Origin of the sequence: Vibrio sp. B7, from assembly GCF_963888765.1 — a bacterium.
Classification (GTDB): Bacteria; Pseudomonadota; Gammaproteobacteria; order Enterobacterales; family Vibrionaceae; genus Vibrio; species Vibrio anguillarum.
This window is the reverse complement of sequence record NZ_CAWPKR010000035.1, coordinates 260,825-283,772: the sequence shown is the minus strand read 5'-3', so window position 1 is coordinate 283,772 and position 22,948 is coordinate 260,825. Positions and strand designations below refer to the sequence as shown.

Genomic DNA, 22,948 nt, shown 5'->3' with positions numbered 1-22,948 from the left:
TTCGAAGAAGCCAACAACCAAGTGCACGAAATCCATTTAAGCGCGAAAGAGCCTCAAAACCAAAGAAGCCGCACCAAAGAAATAAACAAACACACCACTTCCCGTAAGAAGACTTCGGTTAGTTCAAACACTTCACGAACAGTGCCACTGGCGAGATACGCGGAAAAATGATGACTTTCAGGTGTAAAGCTAGAGCCTCAGACTAAGAAAAATAAACACGTAATTTCATGATTTTTATTAACCTCAGCTAACGCCCGGTTAAGGGGCTGACAACGCAAAACACTGAACTCAAAATAACAACCGTAATCACAAAGGCCGATTTGAACAAAAACCGCCACGCGTTGGCAGTCCCTCTTTAACCGTTTGTTATGCAAATTCAATAAGATAAACTGACTTTACTCGATCAAAAGCCACGATTGCAATGGTTGAGTGATTCAAGAACCAACCCAAGCAAGAACTGTGATAAATTAGCCGCCAAAACAAAGTCCACCTTTCAACAACAAACCAAGCTTTTGAATTAGACAAACTCACCGAGCAAGACTTTCAGCAAGTACGAAATGATCGAATAACTTGCTCTTTCCACACTTTGCGCACGCTAAATTGACAACAAACCAGCACTAAAACTGATTGAGGCAAACCAAGAACCTTGCTTGTTTTACGGTTTGAGTTAGCCAAGAATTTGAAGGTAAAAATGCCCATTTGCCGACAACATAAAACGAATGGCCGGAGAAATCCCAAACGATTGAGCACCTAAACTTACCTGAGTTGCATAACGCCCGGCTAAGGGGTTGACAACGTACTGCCGAACTTAAAAAACACACTGTAAACACTAAACTTCAATTTTGAACTAAAGCCGCCAAGCGTTGGCAATCCCTCTTGAGCCGTTTGTTATGCAAATTCAATAAGATAAACTGACTTTACTCGATCAAAAGCCACGATTGCAATGGTTGAGTGATTCAAGAATCAACCCAAGTAGGAGCCGTGATAAATTAGCCGCCAAAACAAAGTTCACCTTTCAACAACAAACCAAGCTTTTGAACCAGGAAAACTCAACAAGCAAGACTTTCAGAAAATGCGAAATGCTCTATTAACTTGCCATTTCCACACTTTGCGCCCGCTAAACTGACAACACGCCAGCGCTAAAACCGATTGAGGCAAACAAAGAACTTTGCCTGTTTTACGGTTTGAGGTAACCACAAATTTGAATGCGAAAATGCTTATTTGCCGACAGCTCAAAACGGATGGCCGGAGAAATCCCAAAAGATTGAGCCCCTAAATTTACCTGAGTTGCATAACGCCCGGCTAAGGGGTTGACAACGCACCACCGAACTCAAAAAACACACTGTAAACACTGAACTTCAATTTTGTACTAAAGCCGCCACGCGTTGGCAATCCCTCTTGAGCCGTTTGTTAGGCCAACCAATTGACACCAACACTTTCATAGCCAAAGAACGAGCTTTTTTGTAAACTTGAAACAAACTAACCGATTCATTTATAAACCAAAATGCTGAATCAGCAAAGAAACAAAAAACTAAAATTGAACGGTTTGGAAGAAAAGTGACGAGCGTAGCATGCTCGGCGGACGTTTGGATGCTGAAGGTTATTTTGCCAATGAATTTACAGCGATAAACAACCCAACGCGATCAAGAAACAACAAATATGTGATGGCGATTTATTGCTTAAGTTAAGCCACAAAACATGGGATTTACCGTTCAATTTCAACTCGTTTTAGCTGATAAAAACTCACTTTGCCTAACGCCCGGCTAAGGGGTTGACAACGCACCGCCGAACTAAAAAAACACACTGTAAACGCTGAACTTCAATTTTGCGCTAAAGTCGCCACGCGTTGGCAATCCCTCTTGAGCCGTTTGTTATAACGCATTTTCTACTGCACCTAACCAAGAAGGTACGTTCTTTTTATACCAGTCTATATACGTTGATGCTTCAGATTTATTACGACTAATCAGTATGTTAACCACTTCAATAACTATCCAGCACTTTGCAAAAACCAAATGCTTCGTTAACTCATTGGCGGTAAATGCGGAATTATATTGAGTGTATTGCTCGACAATCGAGGTGTACTCATGAATTGACCCTAAACCTTGTACTAAAGGGGCTAAATCAATTGCTGGGCTACCATAACCAAAACGCTCCCAGTCAAATAATACCAACTCACCATTCTTTCTCGTGCCCCAATTTCCATCATTCGTATCACCCGAAATTAAGCCAGAATGCTCAAATAGAACATGAGACAAGGTTTGTATTGATACTATCGCATTTTGGGAAGAGCAAGGAAGGCTTAAGGCCTCAAGAGCTGACTCAGTTGAAGTAACTGACCAATAATGTTCTTTGGGACTAAAAAATGGATTGTATTTTGAACAGTGAATGCTGCTCAATTGTTCAAAAACGCTCGAATTTGCTCTCAGTTCTGTTAACGTTACCCGATTAGGAATGAGCTCAATAAAAAGATCATTTTTTTGCACCTTATAGAGCTTAGGAATATTGACACCTTCGAGCATGGGAGCTGCGTATTGGTAAAAATTAACCTCTACATCCGAAGCGTCTTGCTTACGAATACAAAGAGAGCCATCAAACGCTTCCATAGTAACTCGAGCTCCACCCATTTTCGATAGATCTTGTGTACTCATAACTCTCCTGCGTTATAACGCCCGGCTAAGGGGTTGACAACGCACCGCCGAACTAAAAAAACACACCGTAAACACTGAACTTCAATGTTGTACTAAAGCCGCCAAGCGTTGGCAATCTCTCTTGAGCCGTTTGTTAGCTGCTGCACTTTAGCCGGAGATTGACTACCCAACGGCCTAATTTAAAACACATTATTGCTTTCAAGCGACAAAGTAAAACGGACAGCTGAGAAACTAAAACCTAATCCACGAAACGCACTTGGCAAAGAAGAAATAACAGGAAAACTGACGAGCTTCTAAGACTTCAATTTACAAAGAATTCTTTCGAAGAAGCCAACAACCAAGTGCGCGAAATCCATTTAAGCGCGACAAAACTTCAAAACCAAAGAAGCCACACCAAAGAAATAAACAAACACACCACTTCCCGTAAACAGACTTCGGTTAGTTCAAACACTTCACGAACAGTGCCACTGGCGAGATACGCGGAGAAGTGCTGACTTTCAGGTGTAAAGCTAGAGCCTCAGACTAAGAAAAATAAACGCTTAATTTTATGGTTTTTCTTAACCTCAGCTAACGCCCGGCTAAGGGGTTGACAACGCATAGCCGAACTTAAAAAACACACCGTAAACACAGAGCTTCAATTTTGCACTAAAGTCGCCACGCGTTGGCAATCCCTCTTGAGCCGTTTGTTATGCAAATTCAATGAGATAAACAGAATTTACACGGCAAAGAGCCACAATTGAAATTGTTGAGTGATTCAAGAATCAACCCAAGCAAGAACTTTGATAAATGAGCCGCCAAAACAAAGTCCACCTTTCAGCAACAAACCAAGCTTTTGAATGAGACAAACACTACAAGCAATACTTTCAGCAAGTGCAAAATGCTCGATTAACTTGCCCTTTCCACACTTTGCGCACGCTGAATTGGCAACAAACCAGCACCAAAACTGATTGAGGCAAACAAAGAACCTTGCCTGTTTTACGGCTTGAGTGAACCACGAATTTGAGGGTGAAAATGCTCATTTGCCGACAACACAAAACGAATAGCCGGAGAAATCCCAAAAGATTGAAACCCTAAATTTACCTGAGTTGCATAACGCCCGGCTAAGGGGTTGACAACGCACCGCCGAACTCAAAAAACACACCGTAAACACTGAACTTCAATTTTGCACTAAAGTCGCCACGCGTTGGCAATCCCTCTTGAGCCGTTTGTTATGCAAATTCAATGAGATAAACTGACTTTACTCGATCAAAAGCCACGATTGCAATGGTTGAGTGATTCAAGAACCAACCCAAGCAAGAACTGCGATAAATAAGCCGCCAAAACAAAGTTCACCTTTCAACAACAAACCAAGCTTTTGAATCAGGAAAACTCAACAAGCAAGACTTTCAGCAAGTGCAAAATGCTCGATAAACTTGCCCTTTCTACACTTTGCGCCCACTGAATTAACAACGCGCCAACGCCAAAACTGATTGAGGCAAACAAAGAACTTTGCCTGTTTTACGGCTTGAGTTCACAATGAATTTGAAGGTAAAAATGCTCATTTGCCGACAAAACAAAACGAATGGCCGGAGAAATCCAAAAGATTGAACCCCTAAATTTACCTGAGTTGCATAACGCCCGGTTAAGGGGCTGACAACGCAAAAACACTGGGCTCAAAATAACAACCGTAATCACAAAGGCCGATTTGAATAAAATCCGCCACGCGTTGGCAGTCCCTCTTTAACCGTTTGTTATGTGAATTGTTCACTGTAACTCGTTGTTTTTATTAAATCGTCTAACTTTAGTGCGCATATTTTTCATTGGTGATGATGTATTGAACTGAATCATTCGACCCAACGTCCACTTTTCATACCATACCGTTTCATACAATTCTTCATTGTCTAAGCTTGAAACTAGATAGATAAGCTCGTTAATGGTTAAGTCCAACTCCTTGAGTAAGTCTTCGTATTTCCAGTCACTGTACTGATCGTGAAAACTGACTGCCAATAAACCAAGTTGATTCCATTTATAACCAGTATCAGGGAAATCTACTGGTAAACCTTGAGACTTCAAACTATGCCATTTCAAGACCAACTTTCCCCAACCTACAAGATAAGCTACAGTGTCACAAATGCTAATTTGTGTTCCTTTTACATTACCTTCAATTTCACACTTACGTGATAATGATTCTGGAACAATCCGATAATCGTCCACAAGTTTGGGAAATATAGAGTTGATGGCAGCGAGTAACTCATCTTTTGATTGTGGAACTGATGACATAGTTTCCTCCATTCACATAACGCCCTGTTAAGGTGTGAGCAACGCAATACCGAAGCTCCCGCATACCACCTTAGTCACTAAAATCAACGCATAGTAAAAATGCCACGCGTTGCGAATCACTCTTAAACAGTTTGTTAACCCTACATCCGGTTTAATAGAAGGTATAAATATATTGTTGAGAACAATTGAAGTGCGATTGTATTAATTGTTCTGAAAAACGAATCAGAATCTATCATAATTTCAGAACTGATCGAGTTAGACATACCACTTAAATGATGGAAGTATCGATTTCTACATTCAACAACCAAATCCCAAACATCACGGTACTTTATAGAAGTACCGTATGTAGATGGAACAAACTTGTTTGATACTTTAAGAAGATTTAAAACTTTAACATTTTCAACCGTATTTCTTTCAAACTCAATGTTAATGGTCGAATCCAATAAGGAAGAATCTAAAAGCTTTTCAATGAATTGTTTGCAAAATGCTAGCTCACTATTACCACCATCACTGAAGTATTTTTTCAAAGTGTCATATGTTTTGGAATAAGAAACTTCATTTTGAAGGTACATCAAAGGAAATGAATAAGCTATATGCTCAAACGCTCGATAGATGTAAAGAAAAGCCTGTGTATCTCTACTTTGTGATTTGCTTTGCAAGGCATTTGTTATTTCCAGGAGGACATTAACATAGAATCCACTGTTACTTCTATTTCTATGAAAACATTCATTTAACTTCTTTTTACTAAATCCTTCATCGGAGAACATATCATGCCATAGATACATTAAAGTTTTATCCGAAACATCTTTAATTGGGTTGTAAAAGTAGTTATCGATTACAGAAAACTCATAATTTGCATTTCTATTCTCTATACTAACGCCACCTGTAAGAACTCGAAGTAAACACTGTTCTACTGACGATACTTGGCTAAAAGTGAGATTGTATCTATCTTTATTAAATGACTTCAGCTGCTCACTTTCTTTATATACAAAGTGCTTAACATCTTTACTAGACATCATATTACCTTTGAAAACTTATCTGCCAAATCATATTCGTCGCAGTCAAATTCAGGTGATATTTTTGCGAAGAAATAAGCAACACACTCTCTTCTGACAGTACCTAATTTTACTTTTGATACATCAATGTATGAAAATGACCGTTCAAACAAGTCGATATACTCGTCTATTTTTTCGTATGACAAAGACTGTAAATAGTCATAATTATCACGAGCTCCCACACAAAAACCTATTATGTTATTAGACAAAACCAACCATTCTTTAGATTTTTTATTACCGCAAAAATTATTGACCAAATCTAATATATCACCAAAAGAATGGAGCTCATTAGGAATGTCAGATTCAATTATTTTCCGTGCAATTATTTCATCCATTTTTTGTTCGATAATCTTATTGTTATCAATATTAACACTTCTACTAAGGAAGGAAATATAAGACTTGACCAGATCAGACTTTTTAAATGCGCCCTTAATCGCACTTCTTGACTTAGATTCTTTCTCAGTTGAATAATCTATCGAATAACGATCGAAATCATAAATACTACTAGAGATAATTTCAATTTGGTGACGTGCAGTCATCGGTTTCTGACCATTATTAAGAGTAATCATACGATATAATAAAAGGTCAAATGAATTGCATATCAACACATTTAAATATATAGGACGTTCAAATGGGAAATTATCTCCCATTTTTTTATATACAGCATTCAAAGTAGATACACGTTGTATACCATCTAAAACAAAAAATTTGTCTATATTTTTCGATAATAATTCCTCTGAAGAATCCACTTCAGAATACAATGAAACATCGTCAACAACCAAGGCAATTGTTAATGATGGCATTACGCATCCTTGCTCTATATCCGTAGCTAACCTTTCATAAAATTTGGCATTCTGCTTGTTTCGCTGAAAATCTAAGCGATCTATTGCTGGAACAAGCTTTTCAATCGCAAATTTGTAATCGCTTTTAACATTCAATAAGTTGCTTTTTACAACCTCATCATATGAAATATCTAAAACATGTAATTTAGTGCTCATTTTATGCTCCATACAACAATCATTTATACCTATACTATCACACACAACATCAGAGGCTTATTCAAAAGTTTGATTTGTAGGGTTAACGCTGCGTTAAGTAGTGAGCAACGCCACCACGAAACCTAACCATACCACCTTAAACACAAAACCCAACGATGGAATGAAAAATGCCATGCGTTGGGAATCTGTCTTAAACGCTTTGTTATGCCTGTTCTTTTTTCTCAACCGCCTTTGCGCTTGCAACGCCAACACCGGCACAGGCAACGGCAACACCTAGAATTTTGAACCATGTAGGTTTTTCGGACAAAAGCGCTGTAGCCAAAGCTCCCGTTGCTCCCAGAGCTATCCCCGTTTTTACTTGTTTTGAGGTAATACCAAGCCCGAGAACAAAATTAATAAACTGCTCACAATTTCTATCAGTAACTGAGTATTTCCAAACATCAACTTGAGCACGAGCATTTTGAATAGCAAGTTCAACAGGAACAGGTAAGTTTATATCTGCAAGGTATGTTTTTGCACCTTGAGTAACTACACCAACTTTTTCTTCTTTTACAGTACCCGTTCTTTCTGAAGCCGAAATTAGCATATAAAAGCCATCAGAACACTTTCGGTCTGAAACCAATGCCCAATGCTGGTATGGGAATGGGCCCATGCTAAAATTAGAAACTAGAACATCACCAGGTTTGATCGTTGAAAAATCCATTTTTACTTTTCCGTTAATATACACCTAGCTTAATATGAGGGTGTACATTTCTAATTCAAGAGCGATTAAGGCATAACGCCCGGCTAAGGGGTTGACAACGCACCACCGAACTCAAAAAACCACTGTAAACACTGAACTTCAATTTTGCACTAAAGTCGCCACGCGTTGGCAATCCCTCTTGAGCCGTTTGTTATGCAAATTCAATGACATAAACTGACTTTACACGACCAAAAGCCACAATTGCAATGGTTGAGTGATTCAAGAACCAGCCCAAGCAAGAGCCGTGATAAATAAGCCGCCAAAACAAAGCCCACCTTTCAACAACAACCCAAGCTTTTGAACCAGACAAACTCAACCGGCAAGACTTTCAACAAATGCGAAATGATCGAATAACTTGCCCTTTCCACACTTTGCGCACGCTAAATTGACAACAAGCCAAAGCTAAAACTGATTGAGGCAAACCAGGAATCTTGTCTGTTTTACGGTTTAAGTTAACCACGAATTTGAGGATAAAAAAGCTCATTTGCCGACAACACAAAACGAATGGCCGGAGAAATCCCAAAAGATTGAGCCCTAAATTTACCTGAGTTGCATAACGCCCGGCTAAGGGGTTGACAACCCACCACCGAACTCAAAAAACACACCGTAAACCCTGAATTTCAATTTTGCACTAAAGCCGCCACGCGTTGGCAATCCCTCTTGAGCCGTTTGTTAGGCCAACCGATTGACAACGACACTTTCAAAACCAAAAGAACGAGCTTTTTTGTAAACTTGAAACAAACTAACCGATTCATTTATAAACCAAAATGCTGAATCAGCAAAGAAACAAAAAACTAAAATTGAACGGTTTGGAAGAAAAGTGACGAGCGTAGCATGCTCGGCGGACGTTTGGATGCTGAAGGTTATTTTGCCAATGAATTTACAGCGATAAACAACCCAACGCGATCAAGAAACAACAAATATGTGATGGCGATTTATTGCTTAGGTTAAGCCACAAAACATGGGATTTACCGTTCAATTTCAACTCGTTTTAGCTGATAAAAACTCACTTTGCCTAACGCCCGGCTAAGGGGTTGACGACGCACCGCCGAACTCAAAAAACACACTGTAATCACTGAACTTCAATTTTGCACTAAAGCCGCCACGCGTTGGCAATCCCTCTTGAGCCGTTTGTTATGCAAATTCAATAAGATAAACTGAATTTACACGACCAAAAACCACAATTGCAATGGTTGAGTGATTCAAGAATCAACCCAAGTAGGAGCCGAGATAAATAAGCCGCCAAAACAAAGTCCACCTTTCAGCAACAAACCAAGCTTTTGAATCAGGAAAACTTAACGAGCGAAACCTTCAGCAAGTGCAAAATGCTCGATAAACTTGCCCTTTCTACACTTTGCGCCCACTGAATTTACAACGCGCCAGCGCTAAAACTGATTGAGGCAAACAAAGAACCTTGCCTGTTTTACGGTTTAAGTTAACCACGAATTTGAGGGTAAAAATGTCATTTGCCGACAACACAAAACGAATGGCCGGAGAAATCCCAAAAGATTGAACTCCTAAATTTACCTGAGTTGCATAACGCCCGGCTAAGGGGTTGACAACGCACCGCCGAACTCAAAAAACACACTGTAATCACTGAACTTCAATTTTGCACTAAAGCCGCCACGCGTTGGCAATCCCTCTTGAGCCGTTTGTTATGCAAATTCAATAAGATAAACTGAATTTACACGACCAAAAACCACAATTGCAATGGTTGAGTGATTCAAGAATCAACCCAAGTAGGAGCCGAGATAAATAAGCCGCCAAAACAAAGTCCACCTTTCAGCAACAAACCAAGCTTTTGAATCAGGAAAACTTAACGAGCGAAACCTTCAGCAAGTGCAAAATGCTCGATAAACTTGCCCTTTCTACACTTTGCGCCCACTGAATTTACAACGCGCCAGCGCTAAAACTGATTGAGGCAAACAAAGAACCTTGCCTGTTTTACGGTTTAAGTTAACCACGAATTTGAGGGTAAAAATGTCATTTGCCGACAACACAAAACGAATGGCCGGAGAAATCCCAAAAGATTGAACTCCTAAATTTACCTGAGTTGCATAACGCCCGGCTAAGGGGTTGACAACGCACCGCCGAACTCAAAAAATACACTGTAAACACTGAATTTCAATTTTGCACTAAAGTCGCCACGCGTTGGCAATCCCTCTTGAGCCGTTTGTTATGCAAATTCAATAAGATAAACTGACTTTACTCGATCAAAAGCCACGATTGCAATGGTTGAGTGATTCAAGAACCAACCCAAGTAAGAGCCGTGATAAATGAGCCACCAAAACAACGCCCACCTATCAGCAATAAACCAAGCTTTTGAGTCAGATAAGTTCAACGAGCGAAAAATTCAGCAAGTGTGAAATGATCGATTAACTTGCCCTTTTCACACTTTGCGCCCGCAAATTTCACAGCAAACCAGCGCTAAAACTGATTGAGGAAAACAAAGAACCTTGCCTGTTTTACGGCTTGAGTAAACCACGAATTTTAGGGTAAAAAAGCTCATTTGCCGACAACACAAAACGAATGGCCAGAGAAATCCCAAAAGATTGACCCCTTAAATTTGCCTGAGTTGCATAACGCTGCATTAAGGTGCGAACAACGCTAAATCTCCAAACCCAAACCACTCCACCTTAAACACTAAAGCCAAATTTAAACTGAAGTCGCCAAGCGTTGTGAGTCACTCTTGAATGCCTTGTTATGTCACGACCAAAGTCAGTCAAATTTAAGTGAAATATACTTTTAATACAATAAGGTAGCTGTAAATAGACAAAAAATCGAAGCCGAAGTATTTGTTATCGCACTACCTTGAGTAGCGCTAGCGCGATCTCTTGAATTGTCGCGCAATTAAGGATCGCGAAAGCGCCTCAAGGTTAGCATGGAAATAACTAATGTTCGTCCTTTTTGCCGTCTTTCTTCCACCCCGTTAGATTACACTCAAACTTGAGTATCATTACCGTACATCCAACCTGTGATGACCGTCGTGTCATAACGCCCGCTTAAGGGGCAGCCAACGCTACTACTAAGTTTCCGCATAACACCGTAACCACAAAAATCAACGCATAGTAAAAATGCCACGCGTTGGCTGTCCCTCTTGAAGCGTTTGTTAGCATTTTTTAACTACACGCTCAAAACCATAAACGGTAACTAGTGACATCAAGACCCATACTAACCACTTAAAAGCATTCTGTACTAAAGCAACTTCTATCGGATTACCAACAACAAAGTCCATTAACGGTTGACGAATTAATGCTCCATGTAAAGCCGTAAGCAACAAACTTAAGATCATAAATGCTTTAAATTGACCATATTTGATGATTTTGTCTCTAATAAGCCAATACAACACTATTGCTGATATTCCATATTCTAATGATGTCAGCATAGCTATATATCTAACATCCCAAGAAGGAATAACACTTTGTCCTTCCATATATTGTGCAACCCAAACTTGCAGCCATTCAGCACTGAATACATGAACGATAAAACCAAAGCTTGATGCGATAGCCGCTATAACAAAATACTGTACATACTTCATAAAAAAACCTCGAAAAACTGGACAGAACTAGGACTAATTAACAGCCTTTAAGTTCCGAGGTTTATCATGAAAATGCTAACGCCCAATTAAGTTGTGAGCAACGCTGCCACCTACCTAAAACATTGTGCCGTAAACACTAAAGCTGATTCAAACCCAAAGTGCCAAGCGTTGCGAATCAGCTTAAATTGCTTGTTAAGTGCCAAACTCTTGCGCATAAATTACCACCGTATCAGAAGAATCAATCACGGATGCTTCTTGATATAAATGTTCAAGCTCATCTCGGGATAATTCTCTTGAACCAATCTTTCCACGATTAAATAGTTCTTCGAATAACTCACCAGACAGAGAAGCCGATTTAATATCTTCATATTTCAATAAAGTACCTCCCCGCTTTCCTTCTGTAGCACAGGCGTCAATTTGACAGATTGGGAGATGTTCACCAGTTGAAATAAACTTCTGATCAACAGTTTGTAATTTATCTGTAGGTCTCAAGAAACCTGTGCAGCAAGGGAAACGATACGAATTCTCATGATTATTGTTTTGACAGATTCCTTTATCACAAAGAAATTTACGCATTTTATCTAACTGACCTAACATTCTTTGATCGGAAAGGTATAACTGACGATCCTCCCAGATCTTATATTGAACGGCAACAATACTTATTCCTTCTGTATGTTCATTATGACGTTCATAGATTATGTCAGCACCAGTAATATGCTCAGGTCTATCTGGATGTAATACCCTGATACGTAGTGTTTTTCCATCAGGGAGTTGAAAATCTTTATGTGCATGTCCCCTAGACAGTTCAGGCAAATCTCGATCTACGTTATATGCATCCCGAAATATTAGTTGGTTTTCACTATGAGGTTTAGGTTCTAGCTCTTTTTTTGCTTTTTCCAACTGACCTAATTTACGTTTTAATTGGTCAGTTCTCTTTCTATCGCCTTTATTCTCTCTCGCTATATCCAAGTATGAATTATATTCATCAATATCTTCTAAAACTAAACTTAGGGCAGTAACCTCACTCTCAGTTTTAATAGATTTAAGAGCTGCTTTTTGGCGATACTCTTTTGTTGTATCGCTTTCACGCTCTCTTTTTAATAAACTGTTCTCCGGTCCCAATAGCTCAGGATAAAGTTCTCCGGCAAGATCTAACGTATTATCATAGGTAGACTTCGTCATGCTTCCTTTAGAAGCAATTTTAACCATTCCTCTAACGGCATTTAATGTAACCCACTCTTGATTAATTCTATTATTTTGCTCTTCCATTGATACCTCATAGTTGAAATTTTTGACAGGCACTTAACGCCCGCTTAAGGGGCAGACAACGCTACTACCAACTTACCGCATAACACCGTAATCACCGAAACCAACGCATAGTAAAAATGCCACGCGTTGGCTGTCCCTCTTGAAGCGTTTGTTATGCTACCTTTTTGCCATTGGATGGCTTGGATTCAATTGAAGAAGATCCCACAAGTTTCCATACAAGTCTTCAAACACTGCTACCGTTCCATAGTCTTCTTCTGTTGGCTCGCGGACGAAGTTAATACCAATCGATTTCATACGCTTAAAGTCACGCCAGAAATCATCAGTATTTAGGAACAGGAATACTCGACCGCCTGCTTGATTCCCAATGAAATCATGCTGCTCTGGCTTCGAGGCTCTGGCAAGTAACAACGTAACACCATGAGAATTTGGTGGAGCCACAACCACCCAACGTTTGTCTTGTTCAGGTTGATGAGTATCTTCAATAAGTTCAAATTTGAGTTTGTTTACATAAAAATCAATGGCTTCATCATAATCTTTTACAACTAAAGCAATATGGACAATGTTCTGTTTCATAGTATTCCTTATTGAAGATTTCGACTGGTAGCATAACGCCCGGCTAAGGGGTTGACAACGCATTGCCGAACTCAAAAAACGCACTGTAAACACTGAACTTCAATTTTGTACTAAAGTCGCCACGCGTTGGCAATCCCTCTTGAGCCGTTTGTTATAAGCTGCCACTAAACGTTTGGATTACTTGAGTTATTAAATGAATACATGCGTATTTCATCCCTTGGAAGCCAGCCTAATTTTTCGTAAAAATTTTGCGCATTAACATTATTGCTATAAACAAATAAATGCGTCTTTGAAACACCAATCGAAGTCAAAGCATCAACTGATTTTTCAACCAAAGCTTTACCTATTTTTTGGCCTCGAAATTCTGATGAAACAGCCAAATGTTGCAGATACCCTCTGCGACCATCGGTCCCAACGAGTACCGCACCAATAATTTTATTGCCGCTTAACGCAACAAAACTTAGCCCAGAGTTTCGGTTAAGGTAACTTTCAATGCTTTGTTTAAAATCAGCATCTCTTAATGACAAGCTTTCCGTCTGGCACCACAGATCAATCACTGAATCGTAATCGGAAATATCCATTTCTCGAATTGTAATCACTAAAGCCTCCAAAGCTTATAACGCCCAATTAAGTAGTGAGCAACGCTGCCACTTAACCTGAACATTGTGCCGTAATCACTAAAACTGATTCAAACCTAAAATGCCAAGCGTTGCGAATCTGCTTAAATTGTTTGTTAGTTGTATGAACGAACAACAGTACCAATGTGAACGCACATCTCTCACGCTTTATCAAAATCTATTAAAAAGTCCAAATACTTCCTACTTTCTAGCGCTAAAATAAATTGTTCAGCATTGAAGCGATATCCATGAATGACAACTAGGACATCATTTATGTCTTCATCTAATAACAACTCTTCGTAATTCTTTCGCAACTCATCAACACGTGCATCTAAATTGGGGTCAGAGAGGTAATGATTGACCATTTGAGCAAATACAAAATCACTCTTAGTAACCTCCTGCCCTTTTTTGAACTGATCTTTGTGTATCCAAGTGACTAAATTGCATTCTTGAGTGGGCTTATCATTCGGATTTGGAATGGACGTGGTGACTAGAAGAAGCGCACCTTCACTTGTTGGTATGTGCCTTTTTATTCCCTCTTCACCATAAAAATTTGGATCCCTACCAGCTAACTCGCTCCCAGAGCCCTCTAACCATTTTAAAGACGATAGAATTTCTTCAATCGCCTCACCTATATTTTTCAAGTTATTGCGTTGGACTAATCTTTCGAGACAATGCCGGCTAACACCAGTAACACTGTGCATTGACAATAATTCGCTTCGAGTACTCCCTCTAGTAGAAAAGATAAAAATAGCTAACTCATTGTTATTCGAGTGTGTAACATCATCATTCTTGACCACAAAAGCATGAAGATATGAATCGTTTACTCTCTTACTATATTTTCCCATTCTTTTCTTCGCTAAAAGTTGAATTTGTTTTTGAGAACGAGTCAACTTCGTTTGTGGATCTTCACGATTTTTTTTAGAAACACCTAACATCGCTAGGTTATAATCCAGCCCTACCTTAACTGCTTTATGATAAATTTCGATTCTGTTTTTTTTTAAATATTTTTTAATAATATCTTCTCTTTTCTGAACAGAATTTATTCCCTTTCTGTTAGAGAACATTTCCCGACGTAGCGTCTTTAATTGACTTGAAGTACCACGCCAATTTAAAAGTCCACGTCTGACGATACCTTTTGCCAAAGATTCATCCACATAGTTTGTCATAAATATAACCTTTAAAATTTAAACTAGCTTTACTGCTACAACTAACGCCCGCTTAAGGGGCAGACAACGCCATTACCAACTTCCTGCATAACACCGTAATCACAAAAAACAACGCATAGTAAAAATGCCGCGCGTTGGCTGTCCCTCTTGAAGCGTTTGTTATGTGCTATTTTTCAACATCGTAAGCTGCTGCTGCGCTCTTTAGTTGTTGAATGTCTGATGCACATAGATATCGCTTTAAGGCTTCAAACTTCTCTGTGGGCCAATTATAGATTTGCATTTTCAACAGTTCGGCAATTACCGATTCGTCAAAACGATATTTGACTAATTTGGCAGGCGTGCCACCAACAACACTATAAGGGGCAACATCTTTAGTTACCACGCTATTTGCAGCAACTATGGCTCCTTCTCCGATTGTCACACCAGGCATAACCATTGATCTCATCCCAAGCCATGCACCATCATGAATAAAGGTATCACCTTTGCCTATATACGCTTCATCAATGTAGTCCATAAATGGATATAAACAGAACCAATCCGCCCTATGGGTATGATTACCACCCATTAAGATAACTGCCTCTGCGCCGATGCAAACGTAATCACCAATATGGAGTTTATCGATTTCCCACCTAGGTTCCCATTCACGACTCACTTCATCACCATGAAGATACCGAACAACAGATTCTTCAAATCCATTGTCCCAGCAGTCACTGTAATAACTATGAGTGCCTTTGATAGAAATATTAGGGTTAGTTACTACCTCATGGAGTAACTGAAATTTTGACCAATGCTTTTTGTGCATACTAAACCTCAAGCTAATGTTAAATAATAAGAATTATTGAAATAACACTATGCCGTCAGTGAATGCGTGGCTGCTTTAAAAGAGGAATAAGTTTCATAAAAAACACCGTTAATCGAAAGGCGTGAATGATAGCACATAACGCCCGGTTAAGGGGCTGACAACGCAAAACGCCGAACCTAAAATAGCAACCGTAATCACAAATGTTGATTTAAGCAAAAACCGCCACGCGTTGGCAGTCCCTCTTAAACCGTTTGTTATGGCTCAGTTCACTAAATATCAGATTTTACCATTGCCATGATTTTATGAGCTTTTTCAAAATGGTCTAATTTGTGTTCTTGAATCCACCATGTGGCGGCTTCCATTAACAAATCTGGATCGTCATTTTTATTAGCAAAAAATGCATAAAATGAAACGCCTACATTATCACCCTTCTGTTCAATCTTCTTGGAACAAACTTGAATTACCTTTTTTCTCAATGAACTACGCACTTGTTAATTGCCTGCTTTGTTAGAAAATGATGGGTAACTTATACAGATTAAAGCATGAAAACAAGAAAAACTGTTTTTATATACAGCCCCAGCCAATTGAATGAGCCATAACGCCCGCTTAAGGGGCAGCCAACGCTACTACTAAGCTTCCGCATAACACCGAAATCACAAAAAGCAACGCATAGTAAAAATGCCACGCGTTGGCTGTCCCTCTTAAAGCGTTTGTTAGGCATTTTACAACGCATTGATATTATTGATTAATTCCCAACATTCTAATGACTCGCCATCACTATCCACAGAAATATTTTTATAAATAAATCCATTTTTGCGAACAACATTGAGTGACGCCGAATTTTCAGAAGAGATTAATGCAAAGACAACTTTGACTAAACCAGATTCAAACGCAATTTGGCAAAGTTTGTTAACTGCAAATGTTGCAATACCTTTGCCTTGAACCCCAAAAGCTACGTTGTAACCGATTTCGACTCGACAGTTGAACGGTGGGTTCTTGAATCCACAACTACCAATTAGCTGGTCATTTGACTTTATAAAGTATGGTAAAGACCAAACTTCACAAATTGAATCACGATAATGATTAAGAGAGCGTTCTAAAACATGATTTGGTGGAATTCCGTCAATCATATACTTAAGCTCAGATTGACCATCACGCAACATTTTTAGCTCATGCTCATTTAGCTGAATGAGTTCCATAATTTCCTTATGCCTAACGCCCGGCTAAGGGGTTGACAACGCACCGCCGAACTCAAAAAACACACCGTAAACACTGAACTTCAATTTTGAACCAAAGCCGCCACGCGTTGGCAATCCCTCTTGAGCCGTTTGTTAGGCCAACCGATTGACAATAATACTTTCAAAAACAAAGAACAGGCTTTTTTGCAAACTTAAAACTAACTAACCGATTCATTTATAAACCAAAATACTGAATCAGCAAAGAAACCAAAAAAATTCAAATTGAGCGATTTGGAAGAAAAGTGACGAGCGTAGCATGCTCGGCGGACGTTTGGATGCTGAAGGTTATTTTGCCGATGAATTCACAGCGATAAACAACCCAACGCGATCAAGAAACAGCAAATATGTGATGATTATTTATTGCTTAAGTTAAGCCACAAAACATGGAATTTACCGCTCAATTCCAACTCGATTTAGCTGATAAAAACTCACCTTGCCTAACGCCCAATTAAGGGGTGAGCAACGCTACCACCCAACCTAACGCATTGTACTGTAAACACTAAATTTGAAGTAGAAGCAAAAATTCCAAGCGTTGGGAATCCCTCTTAAATTGCTTGTTAGGTATCTTAGCCAGCTCAAATTTTTGTGACATTTAGCCAGCAGAAAGACAATAAGACAACATTCAAGTTGCATATTGTCGTATTATGCGAGGCACCTAAAACAGATGAGACTGATGCATGACATGTAACATAGATGTTAAGTTTGGATCGGCTAGTAAACGAGCTCTAAACGAAATTAAAGAAAAGAAAGACATGGCGAATGTTCTATCAATATTTATCGGTGCATCAGCAATGTTTGATATTTTTGCTGGCAACGGAGTAATTGGCTCGTCATACAAAATAGCAACAACTGATTTTGAATTGTTAGCTAAATCAATGCAATCTTCTAATCCTATTTTAGTTAGACAAGTTGAAGATATTGCAATGAGAATGTATATGAATCCATCTATCTCCCGTGATGAGAAAATATTTTGGAGATGTCTCTATAATGAATTTAGATAAGAAAGCTTTACTATCAATAGTATTATTGAGCTCAATATCAAGTGCAAATGAGTTGTATGATTCGTATAAAAACTCTGTTGAGCAATGTGTCGCTTCAGAAAATCAACGCCCTAAAGTTACAGCCCATGATGTAAAACAATTAAAACCAGAAGATATTAATAATTATCTGATAACAATAAGAAATCAACGCATTCAACAATGCTCAAACTCTTCGGAAATGAAAGCTCTAATCAACGAAATTGCCAGTTCAAAATCAGTAGATATAGATACACTTTCTGACCGATATCTTTCAATTTATCTTGAAAGGCAATTAAATTCCTTTTCAGCAGCTCAGAAAGAAAAACTAAGGAACATCGATCTCGCTCTAGCCGATAAAAGTTTAGAAACTGATCTAGTTGCACTTTGGGAAAAATTAAAAGAACAACAATAGACAAATAAAAGAAATTAAAAAACCAACTAAACTCATTACTTTAACCACGTCGTCAGGGTAATGAGTTTGGATGTTTGGAAATAAAAACAAAAAATATGATATCGAGGGTATACCAACATAGAAGCTACCAAGATAAGAATTTAATGGTAATGCTGATAGAAAAGTCAAATTAATAGAATAAGCAACAAATGAAACAGTAAAAAACCAATCAAATCTAGAAAACTCTCTCCATTTGAAAAAGACCATTACTAAAGGTAAAAAAATCCATCCCATACTTAAATCCCCACATAAGTTAAAGCCATACACTTGTATCCTAACGCCCGCTTAAGGGGCAGACAACGCTACAACCAGCTTTCGGCATAACTTCGTAATCACAAAAACCAACGCATGGTAAAAATGCCTCGCGTTGGCTGTCCCTCTTGAAGCGTTTGTTATGCTTAAGCTTCAATGAGTTACGTTTTACCTAAACCAAGATTAACTCAGCTTTGATTCACAAACAAAAGCCGAAAACCAAAAAACTGAGATGACTCATAATTTTGAAAATCAGACTTTGAACTTTGGCAGATAAAACCGAAAAACCTAAGATCAAACTTCTGGTTGAGCCAACCGCCCTAACCTCGCGCTTGCCCGAATATTGACTGAGGCAACGCTCTGAATTTCCAGCGCCAAAGAACAAGTGTCCGGAAAACAGCGCCCAATGGAGCCAACTTGCCGACAAACCCAACACTGAAAAGCCAAAGGAACAAAGAAGAACCATAACCCACTGATTTTTGGTGATTATGCATAACGCCCGCTTAAGGGGCAGACAACGCTACTACCAAGCTTCCGCATAACACCGTAATCACAAAAACCAACGCATAGTAAAAATGCTACGCGTTGGCTGTCCCTCTTGAAGCGTTTGTTAGCTTTAGACTGTTTTATATGACTTGCCTTCTAGCAAACCATTTGGCGATAAAGTTAGGCTAAAACGTTTGAACAAACCAAAAAATTCCTTGTATGACATACCGATTTCAAGTTCATTTAAAGTAAACTCTGCGCCTTCAGCTACCATTTTTTGTTGAATATTTTCATAGCCAGCGACATTTGAATGTAGAAACCTAACAGAAAGAGTATTGTCTCGAACATGATGTACGGATGAATAAACTTGAATACCAAATACAAAGTGATCTTGTGGAATATTGTGATGTTGTCTTAAATAATCAGTTGCGTCTTGAGTGTCATCTCGATCAGCATGAACGCCTCCATTTAAATCTTTATATTGAACGCCTGGTTCGAAAATTGTCATAAATAATCCTTCTATGTTAATTAAGAATGTGAAAAAAGCTAACGCCCGGCTAAGGGGTTGACAACGCACCGCCGAACTCAAAAAACACACTGTAAACACTTAACTTCAATTTTGTACTAAAGTCGCCACGCGTTGGCAATCCCTCTTGAGCCGTTTGTTATGCAAATTCAATGAGATAAACTGAATTTACACGACCAAAAGCCACAATTGCAATGGTTGAGTGATTCAAGAATCAACCCAAGCAAGAACTGTGATAAATGAGCAGCCAAAACAAAGTCCACCTTTCAGCACCAAACCAAGCTTTTGTGTCAGGAAAACTCAACGAGCGAAAACTTCAGCAAGTACAAAATGCTCGATAAACTTGCCCTTTCCACACTTTGTGCCCACTGAATTTACAACGCGCCAACGCTAAAACTCATTGAGGCAAACAAAGAACCTTGTCTGTTTTACGGCTTGAGTAAACCACGAATTTTAGGGTAAAAATGCTCATTTGCCGACAACACAAAACGAATGGCCGGAGAAATCCCACAAGATTGAACCCCTAGTTTTACCTGAGTTGCATAACGCCCTGTTAAGGTGTGAGCAACGCAATACCGAAGCCGCCGCACACCACCTTAAACACTAAACTCAACGCATAGTAAAAATGCCACGCGTTGCGAATCACTCTTAAACAGTTTGTTATAGCGCAATTTCCACCTACTTACCCCACAACATTTTTTTGTATTTAAATGCTTCCGCAGCAGCATCAAGAGATGGCATTAGTGTAAGTTTGGAAATGTCCACTTTATATAATAACTGCAGTAAATGCCGAGCTTCTGAATTCGGCAAGGACAATCGAATTAATCCGGGTCTTGTATAACATTTGTTAGGTCTTTCATCCTCAACTATTGTTTCGATACTTGGCCACTTATTATGTTTTTCGTAAAAAGCATTCGCTGAATTAACTAGGGTAAATAATCCTTTCTGTGCTCTTAAGAATGTGTTGCTTGCCTTTGGTACGGAGACGATGTCTAAACTTGGAATGTCATTAATCAAAACAGTGCTCACACACATTATAGAGAAATGTGTTTCTGGGCCTGCGCTTAACGCACTAGTAGCTGCGAAGTAAGCTGCAACGAAAGGAGATTCAGTCCAATCAAGTAAGCGAGTTGAAACACCATGATGCTGAGCTAGAGCTATACTCGGCAAAAGCTCCGGAGTAAAACATTCATCCTTATAAGTTAACGGCTGTTTGAAGTAAGCGTAATTTAAAGGCGTAGAAACTCCAATGCGATCTGCCGCTTCCAGAAATAAATATATGGACCTTATTTCTGCATGATTATGATATCGAAGATAGTCCTTAACATCATCAGTTCGATCTATCGGAGGTTGTGGAGTAAAGTGATCTAGCATGTTCAAGCTCCGATGAGCTGTAGGGATTAGCTCCCATTCTTTATTTCCCTGACCTCTGAAAATATAGCCGTTAACAAACCTTTCACTGACGTCGAAAACACTATTTGGTTCAAATATGTTCTCACTATGAAGATAATCAAAAAGCTCTCTTGCAGAATCAAAAGAGTGATCGTAATCGTACATCAAAGCCCTCATTTATTATTTGCGCTATAACGCCCGGCTAAGGGGTTGACAACGCACCACCGAACTAAAAAAACATACTGTAAACACTGAATTTCAATTTTGCACTAAAGTCGCCAAGCGTTGGCAATCCCTCTTGAGCCGTTTGTTAGCTGCTGCACTTTAGCCGGAGATTGACTACCCAACGGCCTAATTTAAAACACATTATTGCTTTCAAGCGGCAAAGTAAAACGGACAACTTAGAAACTAATACCTAATCCACGAAACGCACTTGGCAAAGAAGAAATAACAGGGAAACTGGCGAGCTTCTAGGACTTAAATTTACAAAGAATTATGTCGAAGAAGCCAACAACCAAGTGCGCAAAATCCATTTAAACGCGAAAGAGCTTCAAAACCAAAGAAGCCACACCAAAGAAATAAACAAACACAACACTTCCCGTAAGAAGGCTTCGGTTAGTTCAAACACTTCACGAACAGTGCCACTGGCGAGATACATGGAAAAGTGCTGACTTTCAGGTGTAAAGCTAGAGCCTCAGACCAAGAAAAAATGAACACGGAATTTTATGATTTTTCTTAACCTCAGCTAACGCCCGGCTAAGGGGTTGACAACGCACCGCCGAACTCAAAAAATACACTGTAAACATTTGAACTTCAATTTTGCGCTAAAGCCGCCACGCGTTGGCAATCCCTCTTGAGCCGTTTGTTAGCTGCTGCACTTTAGCCGGAGATTTACTGCCCAATGGCCTAATTTAAAACACATTATTGTTTTCAAGCGGCAAAGTAAAACGGACAACTGAGAAACTAACACCTAACCCACGAAACGCACTTGGCAAAGAAGAAATAGCAGGAAAACTGACGAGCTTCTAAGACTTAAATTTACAAAGAATTCTTTCGAAGAAGCCAACAGCCAAGTGCGCGAAATCCATTTAAGCGCGAAAGAGCTTCAAAACCAAAGAAGCCACACCAAAGAAATAAGCAAACACACCACTTCCCGTAAACAGACTTCGGTTAGTTCAACCACTTCACGGACAGTGCCACTGGCGAGATACATGGAAAAGTGCTGACTTTCAGGTGTAAAGCTAGAGCCTCAGACTAAGAAAAATAAACGCTTAATTTTATGATTTTTCTTAACCTCAGCTAACGCCCGGCTAAGGGGTTGACAACGCACCGCCGAACTCAAAAAACACACCGTAAACACTGAACTGCAATTTTGCACTAAAGTCGCCACGCGTTGGCAATCCCTCTTGAGCCGTTTGTTAGGCCAACCGATTGACAACGATACTTTCAAAACCAAAGAACAAGGCTTTTTGTAAATTTTAAGAAAAATAAACCATTCATTTATAAACTAAAATGCCAACTCAACAAAGAAACAAAAAACTCAAATTGAGCGGTTTGGAAGAAAAGTGACGAGCGTAGCATGCTCGGCGGACGTTTGGATGCTGAAGGTTATTTTGCCGCTGAATTCACAACGCTAAACAACCCAACGCGATCAAGAAACAACAAATATGTGATAACGATTTATTGCTTAACTTAAGCCTGAGAGTATGGAATTTACCGCTCAATTCAAACTCGATTTAGCTGATAAAAACTCACTTTGCCTAACGCCCGCTTAAGTGGTGAGCAACGCAACACGATGTTTCCGCATACCACCTAAATCACTAAATTTACCGCAAATTACAAATGCCACGCGTTGCGAATCCGTCTTAAAGCGTTTGTTATATTTTGATTCACCGCATAGCCACAGGGCAAAGA

General features: G+C 39.3%; 17 protein-coding genes. 2 read left to right on the top strand and 15 right to left on the bottom strand.

Annotated elements, in window-relative coordinates; genetic code table 11:
* Window positions 1-1,871: 1,871 nt before the first annotated feature.
* The 13 genes from AACV32_RS12310 to AACV32_RS12250 form a co-directional block, all read right to left on the bottom strand.
* The gene (locus AACV32_RS12310) at window positions 1,872-2,648 is read right to left on the bottom strand and encodes a phosphotransferase family protein (RefSeq protein ID WP_047691379.1); all 777 of its coding nucleotides are present in this window, start codon (window positions 2,646-2,648) and stop codon (window positions 1,872-1,874) included.
* A gap of 1,743 nt (window positions 2,649-4,391) precedes the next feature.
* Complete coding sequence (locus AACV32_RS12305; RefSeq protein ID WP_129533088.1) at window positions 4,392-4,907, bottom strand: ClbS/DfsB family four-helix bundle protein; 516 nt, start codon at window positions 4,905-4,907, stop codon at window positions 4,392-4,394.
* A 140-nt stretch (window positions 4,908-5,047) separates the two neighbouring features.
* Entirely contained in the window at window positions 5,048-5,923 is an 876-nt protein-coding gene (locus AACV32_RS12300; protein ID WP_170895079.1) for a hypothetical protein, read from the bottom strand.
* The gene (locus tag AACV32_RS12295; RefSeq protein ID WP_170895080.1) at window positions 5,923-6,960 is read right to left on the bottom strand and encodes a hypothetical protein; all 1,038 of its coding nucleotides are present in this window, start codon (window positions 6,958-6,960) and stop codon (window positions 5,923-5,925) included. Before AACV32_RS12295 ends, AACV32_RS12300 begins: the two co-directional genes overlap by 1 nt.
* 202 nt (window positions 6,961-7,162) lie before the next feature.
* Window positions 7,163-7,663, bottom strand: a complete 501-nt coding sequence (locus AACV32_RS12290; protein ID WP_170895081.1) for a lecithin retinol acyltransferase family protein — start codon at window positions 7,661-7,663, stop codon at window positions 7,163-7,165.
* A gap of 3,148 nt (window positions 7,664-10,811) precedes the next feature.
* Complete coding sequence (locus AACV32_RS12285) at window positions 10,812-11,240, bottom strand: hypothetical protein (RefSeq protein WP_170895083.1); 429 nt, start codon at window positions 11,238-11,240, stop codon at window positions 10,812-10,814.
* A 192-nt stretch (window positions 11,241-11,432) separates the two neighbouring features.
* Complete coding sequence (locus AACV32_RS12280) at window positions 11,433-12,509, bottom strand: hypothetical protein (protein WP_170895084.1); 1,077 nt, start codon at window positions 12,507-12,509, stop codon at window positions 11,433-11,435.
* Between the two features lie 156 nt (window positions 12,510-12,665).
* Window positions 12,666-13,082: a VOC family protein gene (locus tag AACV32_RS12275; protein ID WP_017045395.1), complete on the bottom strand. Its 417-nt coding sequence runs from the start codon at window positions 13,080-13,082 to the stop codon at window positions 12,666-12,668.
* 164 nt (window positions 13,083-13,246) lie between these two features.
* Window positions 13,247-13,681, bottom strand: coding sequence for a GNAT family N-acetyltransferase (locus tag AACV32_RS12270; protein WP_228209507.1), 435 nt, complete (start codon window positions 13,679-13,681; stop codon window positions 13,247-13,249).
* A gap of 179 nt (window positions 13,682-13,860) precedes the next feature.
* On the bottom strand, window positions 13,861-14,868 hold the full coding sequence (locus tag AACV32_RS12265; protein ID WP_170895085.1) for a hypothetical protein: 1,008 nt from the start codon (window positions 14,866-14,868) through the stop codon (window positions 13,861-13,863).
* A 166-nt stretch (window positions 14,869-15,034) separates the two neighbouring features.
* Window positions 15,035-15,670: a CatB-related O-acetyltransferase gene (locus AACV32_RS12260; protein ID WP_094127560.1), complete on the bottom strand. Its 636-nt coding sequence runs from the start codon at window positions 15,668-15,670 to the stop codon at window positions 15,035-15,037.
* Window positions 15,671-15,939: 269 nt separating this feature from the next.
* Complete coding sequence (locus AACV32_RS12255) at window positions 15,940-16,158, bottom strand: DUF6500 family protein (protein WP_017049924.1); 219 nt, start codon at window positions 16,156-16,158, stop codon at window positions 15,940-15,942.
* A 234-nt stretch (window positions 16,159-16,392) separates the two neighbouring features.
* Window positions 16,393-16,869 carry a GNAT family N-acetyltransferase gene (locus tag AACV32_RS12250; RefSeq protein ID WP_170895086.1) on the bottom strand — a complete coding sequence of 159 codons (477 nt, stop codon included), beginning with the start codon at window positions 16,867-16,869 and terminating at the stop codon, window positions 16,393-16,395.
* A gap of 716 nt (window positions 16,870-17,585) precedes the next feature.
* On the opposite strand from AACV32_RS12250, the gene AACV32_RS12245 reads away from it, so the two are divergent.
* Window positions 17,586-17,909 (top strand): hypothetical protein, encoded by a 324-nt coding sequence (locus tag AACV32_RS12245; protein WP_170895087.1) that lies wholly within the window; start codon window positions 17,586-17,588, stop codon window positions 17,907-17,909.
* Window positions 17,896-18,339, top strand: a complete 444-nt coding sequence (locus AACV32_RS12240) for a hypothetical protein (protein ID WP_170895088.1) — start codon at window positions 17,896-17,898, stop codon at window positions 18,337-18,339. Before AACV32_RS12245 ends, AACV32_RS12240 begins: the two co-directional genes overlap by 14 nt.
* A gap of 907 nt (window positions 18,340-19,246) precedes the next feature.
* On the opposite strand, the gene AACV32_RS12235 is transcribed toward AACV32_RS12240, so the two are convergent.
* Both AACV32_RS12235 and AACV32_RS12230 read right to left on the bottom strand, forming a co-directional pair.
* Complete coding sequence (locus AACV32_RS12235) at window positions 19,247-19,624, bottom strand: hypothetical protein (RefSeq protein WP_019283451.1); 378 nt, start codon at window positions 19,622-19,624, stop codon at window positions 19,247-19,249.
* Window positions 19,625-20,320: 696 nt separating this feature from the next.
* Entirely contained in the window at window positions 20,321-21,199 is an 879-nt protein-coding gene (locus tag AACV32_RS12230; RefSeq protein WP_170895089.1) for an FRG domain-containing protein, read from the bottom strand.
* Between the last annotated feature and the right edge of the window lie 1,749 nt (window positions 21,200-22,948).

Excerpts from the sequence above, each read along its gene's own strand:
- AACV32_RS12310 (WP_047691379.1), bottom strand. The coding sequence starts at position 2,648 with ATGAGTACACAAGATCTATCGAAAATGGGTGGAGCTCGAGTTACTATG.
- AACV32_RS12305 (WP_129533088.1), bottom strand. The coding sequence starts at position 4,907 with ATGTCATCAGTTCCACAATCAAAAGATGAGTTACTCGCTGCCATCAAC.
- AACV32_RS12300 (WP_170895079.1), bottom strand. The coding sequence starts at position 5,923 with ATGTCTAGTAAAGATGTTAAGCACTTTGTATATAAAGAAAGTGAGCAG.
- AACV32_RS12295 (WP_170895080.1), bottom strand. The coding sequence starts at position 6,960 with ATGAGCACTAAATTACATGTTTTAGATATTTCATATGATGAGGTTGTA.
- AACV32_RS12290 (WP_170895081.1), bottom strand. The coding sequence starts at position 7,663 with ATGGATTTTTCAACGATCAAACCTGGTGATGTTCTAGTTTCTAATTTT.
- AACV32_RS12285 (WP_170895083.1), bottom strand. The coding sequence starts at position 11,240 with ATGAAGTATGTACAGTATTTTGTTATAGCGGCTATCGCATCAAGCTTT.
- AACV32_RS12280 (WP_170895084.1), bottom strand. The coding sequence starts at position 12,509 with ATGGAAGAGCAAAATAATAGAATTAATCAAGAGTGGGTTACATTAAAT.
- AACV32_RS12275 (WP_017045395.1), bottom strand. The coding sequence starts at position 13,082 with ATGAAACAGAACATTGTCCATATTGCTTTAGTTGTAAAAGATTATGAT.
- AACV32_RS12265 (WP_170895085.1), bottom strand. The coding sequence starts at position 14,868 with ATGACAAACTATGTGGATGAATCTTTGGCAAAAGGTATCGTCAGACGT.
- AACV32_RS12260 (WP_094127560.1), bottom strand. The coding sequence starts at position 15,670 with ATGCACAAAAAGCATTGGTCAAAATTTCAGTTACTCCATGAGGTAGTA.
- AACV32_RS12250 (WP_170895086.1), bottom strand. The coding sequence starts at position 16,869 with ATGGAACTCATTCAGCTAAATGAGCATGAGCTAAAAATGTTGCGTGAT.
- AACV32_RS12245 (WP_170895087.1), top strand. The coding sequence starts at position 17,586 with ATGACATGTAACATAGATGTTAAGTTTGGATCGGCTAGTAAACGAGCT.
- AACV32_RS12240 (WP_170895088.1), top strand. The coding sequence starts at position 17,896 with ATGAATTTAGATAAGAAAGCTTTACTATCAATAGTATTATTGAGCTCA.
- AACV32_RS12235 (WP_019283451.1), bottom strand. The coding sequence starts at position 19,624 with ATGACAATTTTCGAACCAGGCGTTCAATATAAAGATTTAAATGGAGGC.
- AACV32_RS12230 (WP_170895089.1), bottom strand. The coding sequence starts at position 21,199 with ATGTACGATTACGATCACTCTTTTGATTCTGCAAGAGAGCTTTTTGAT.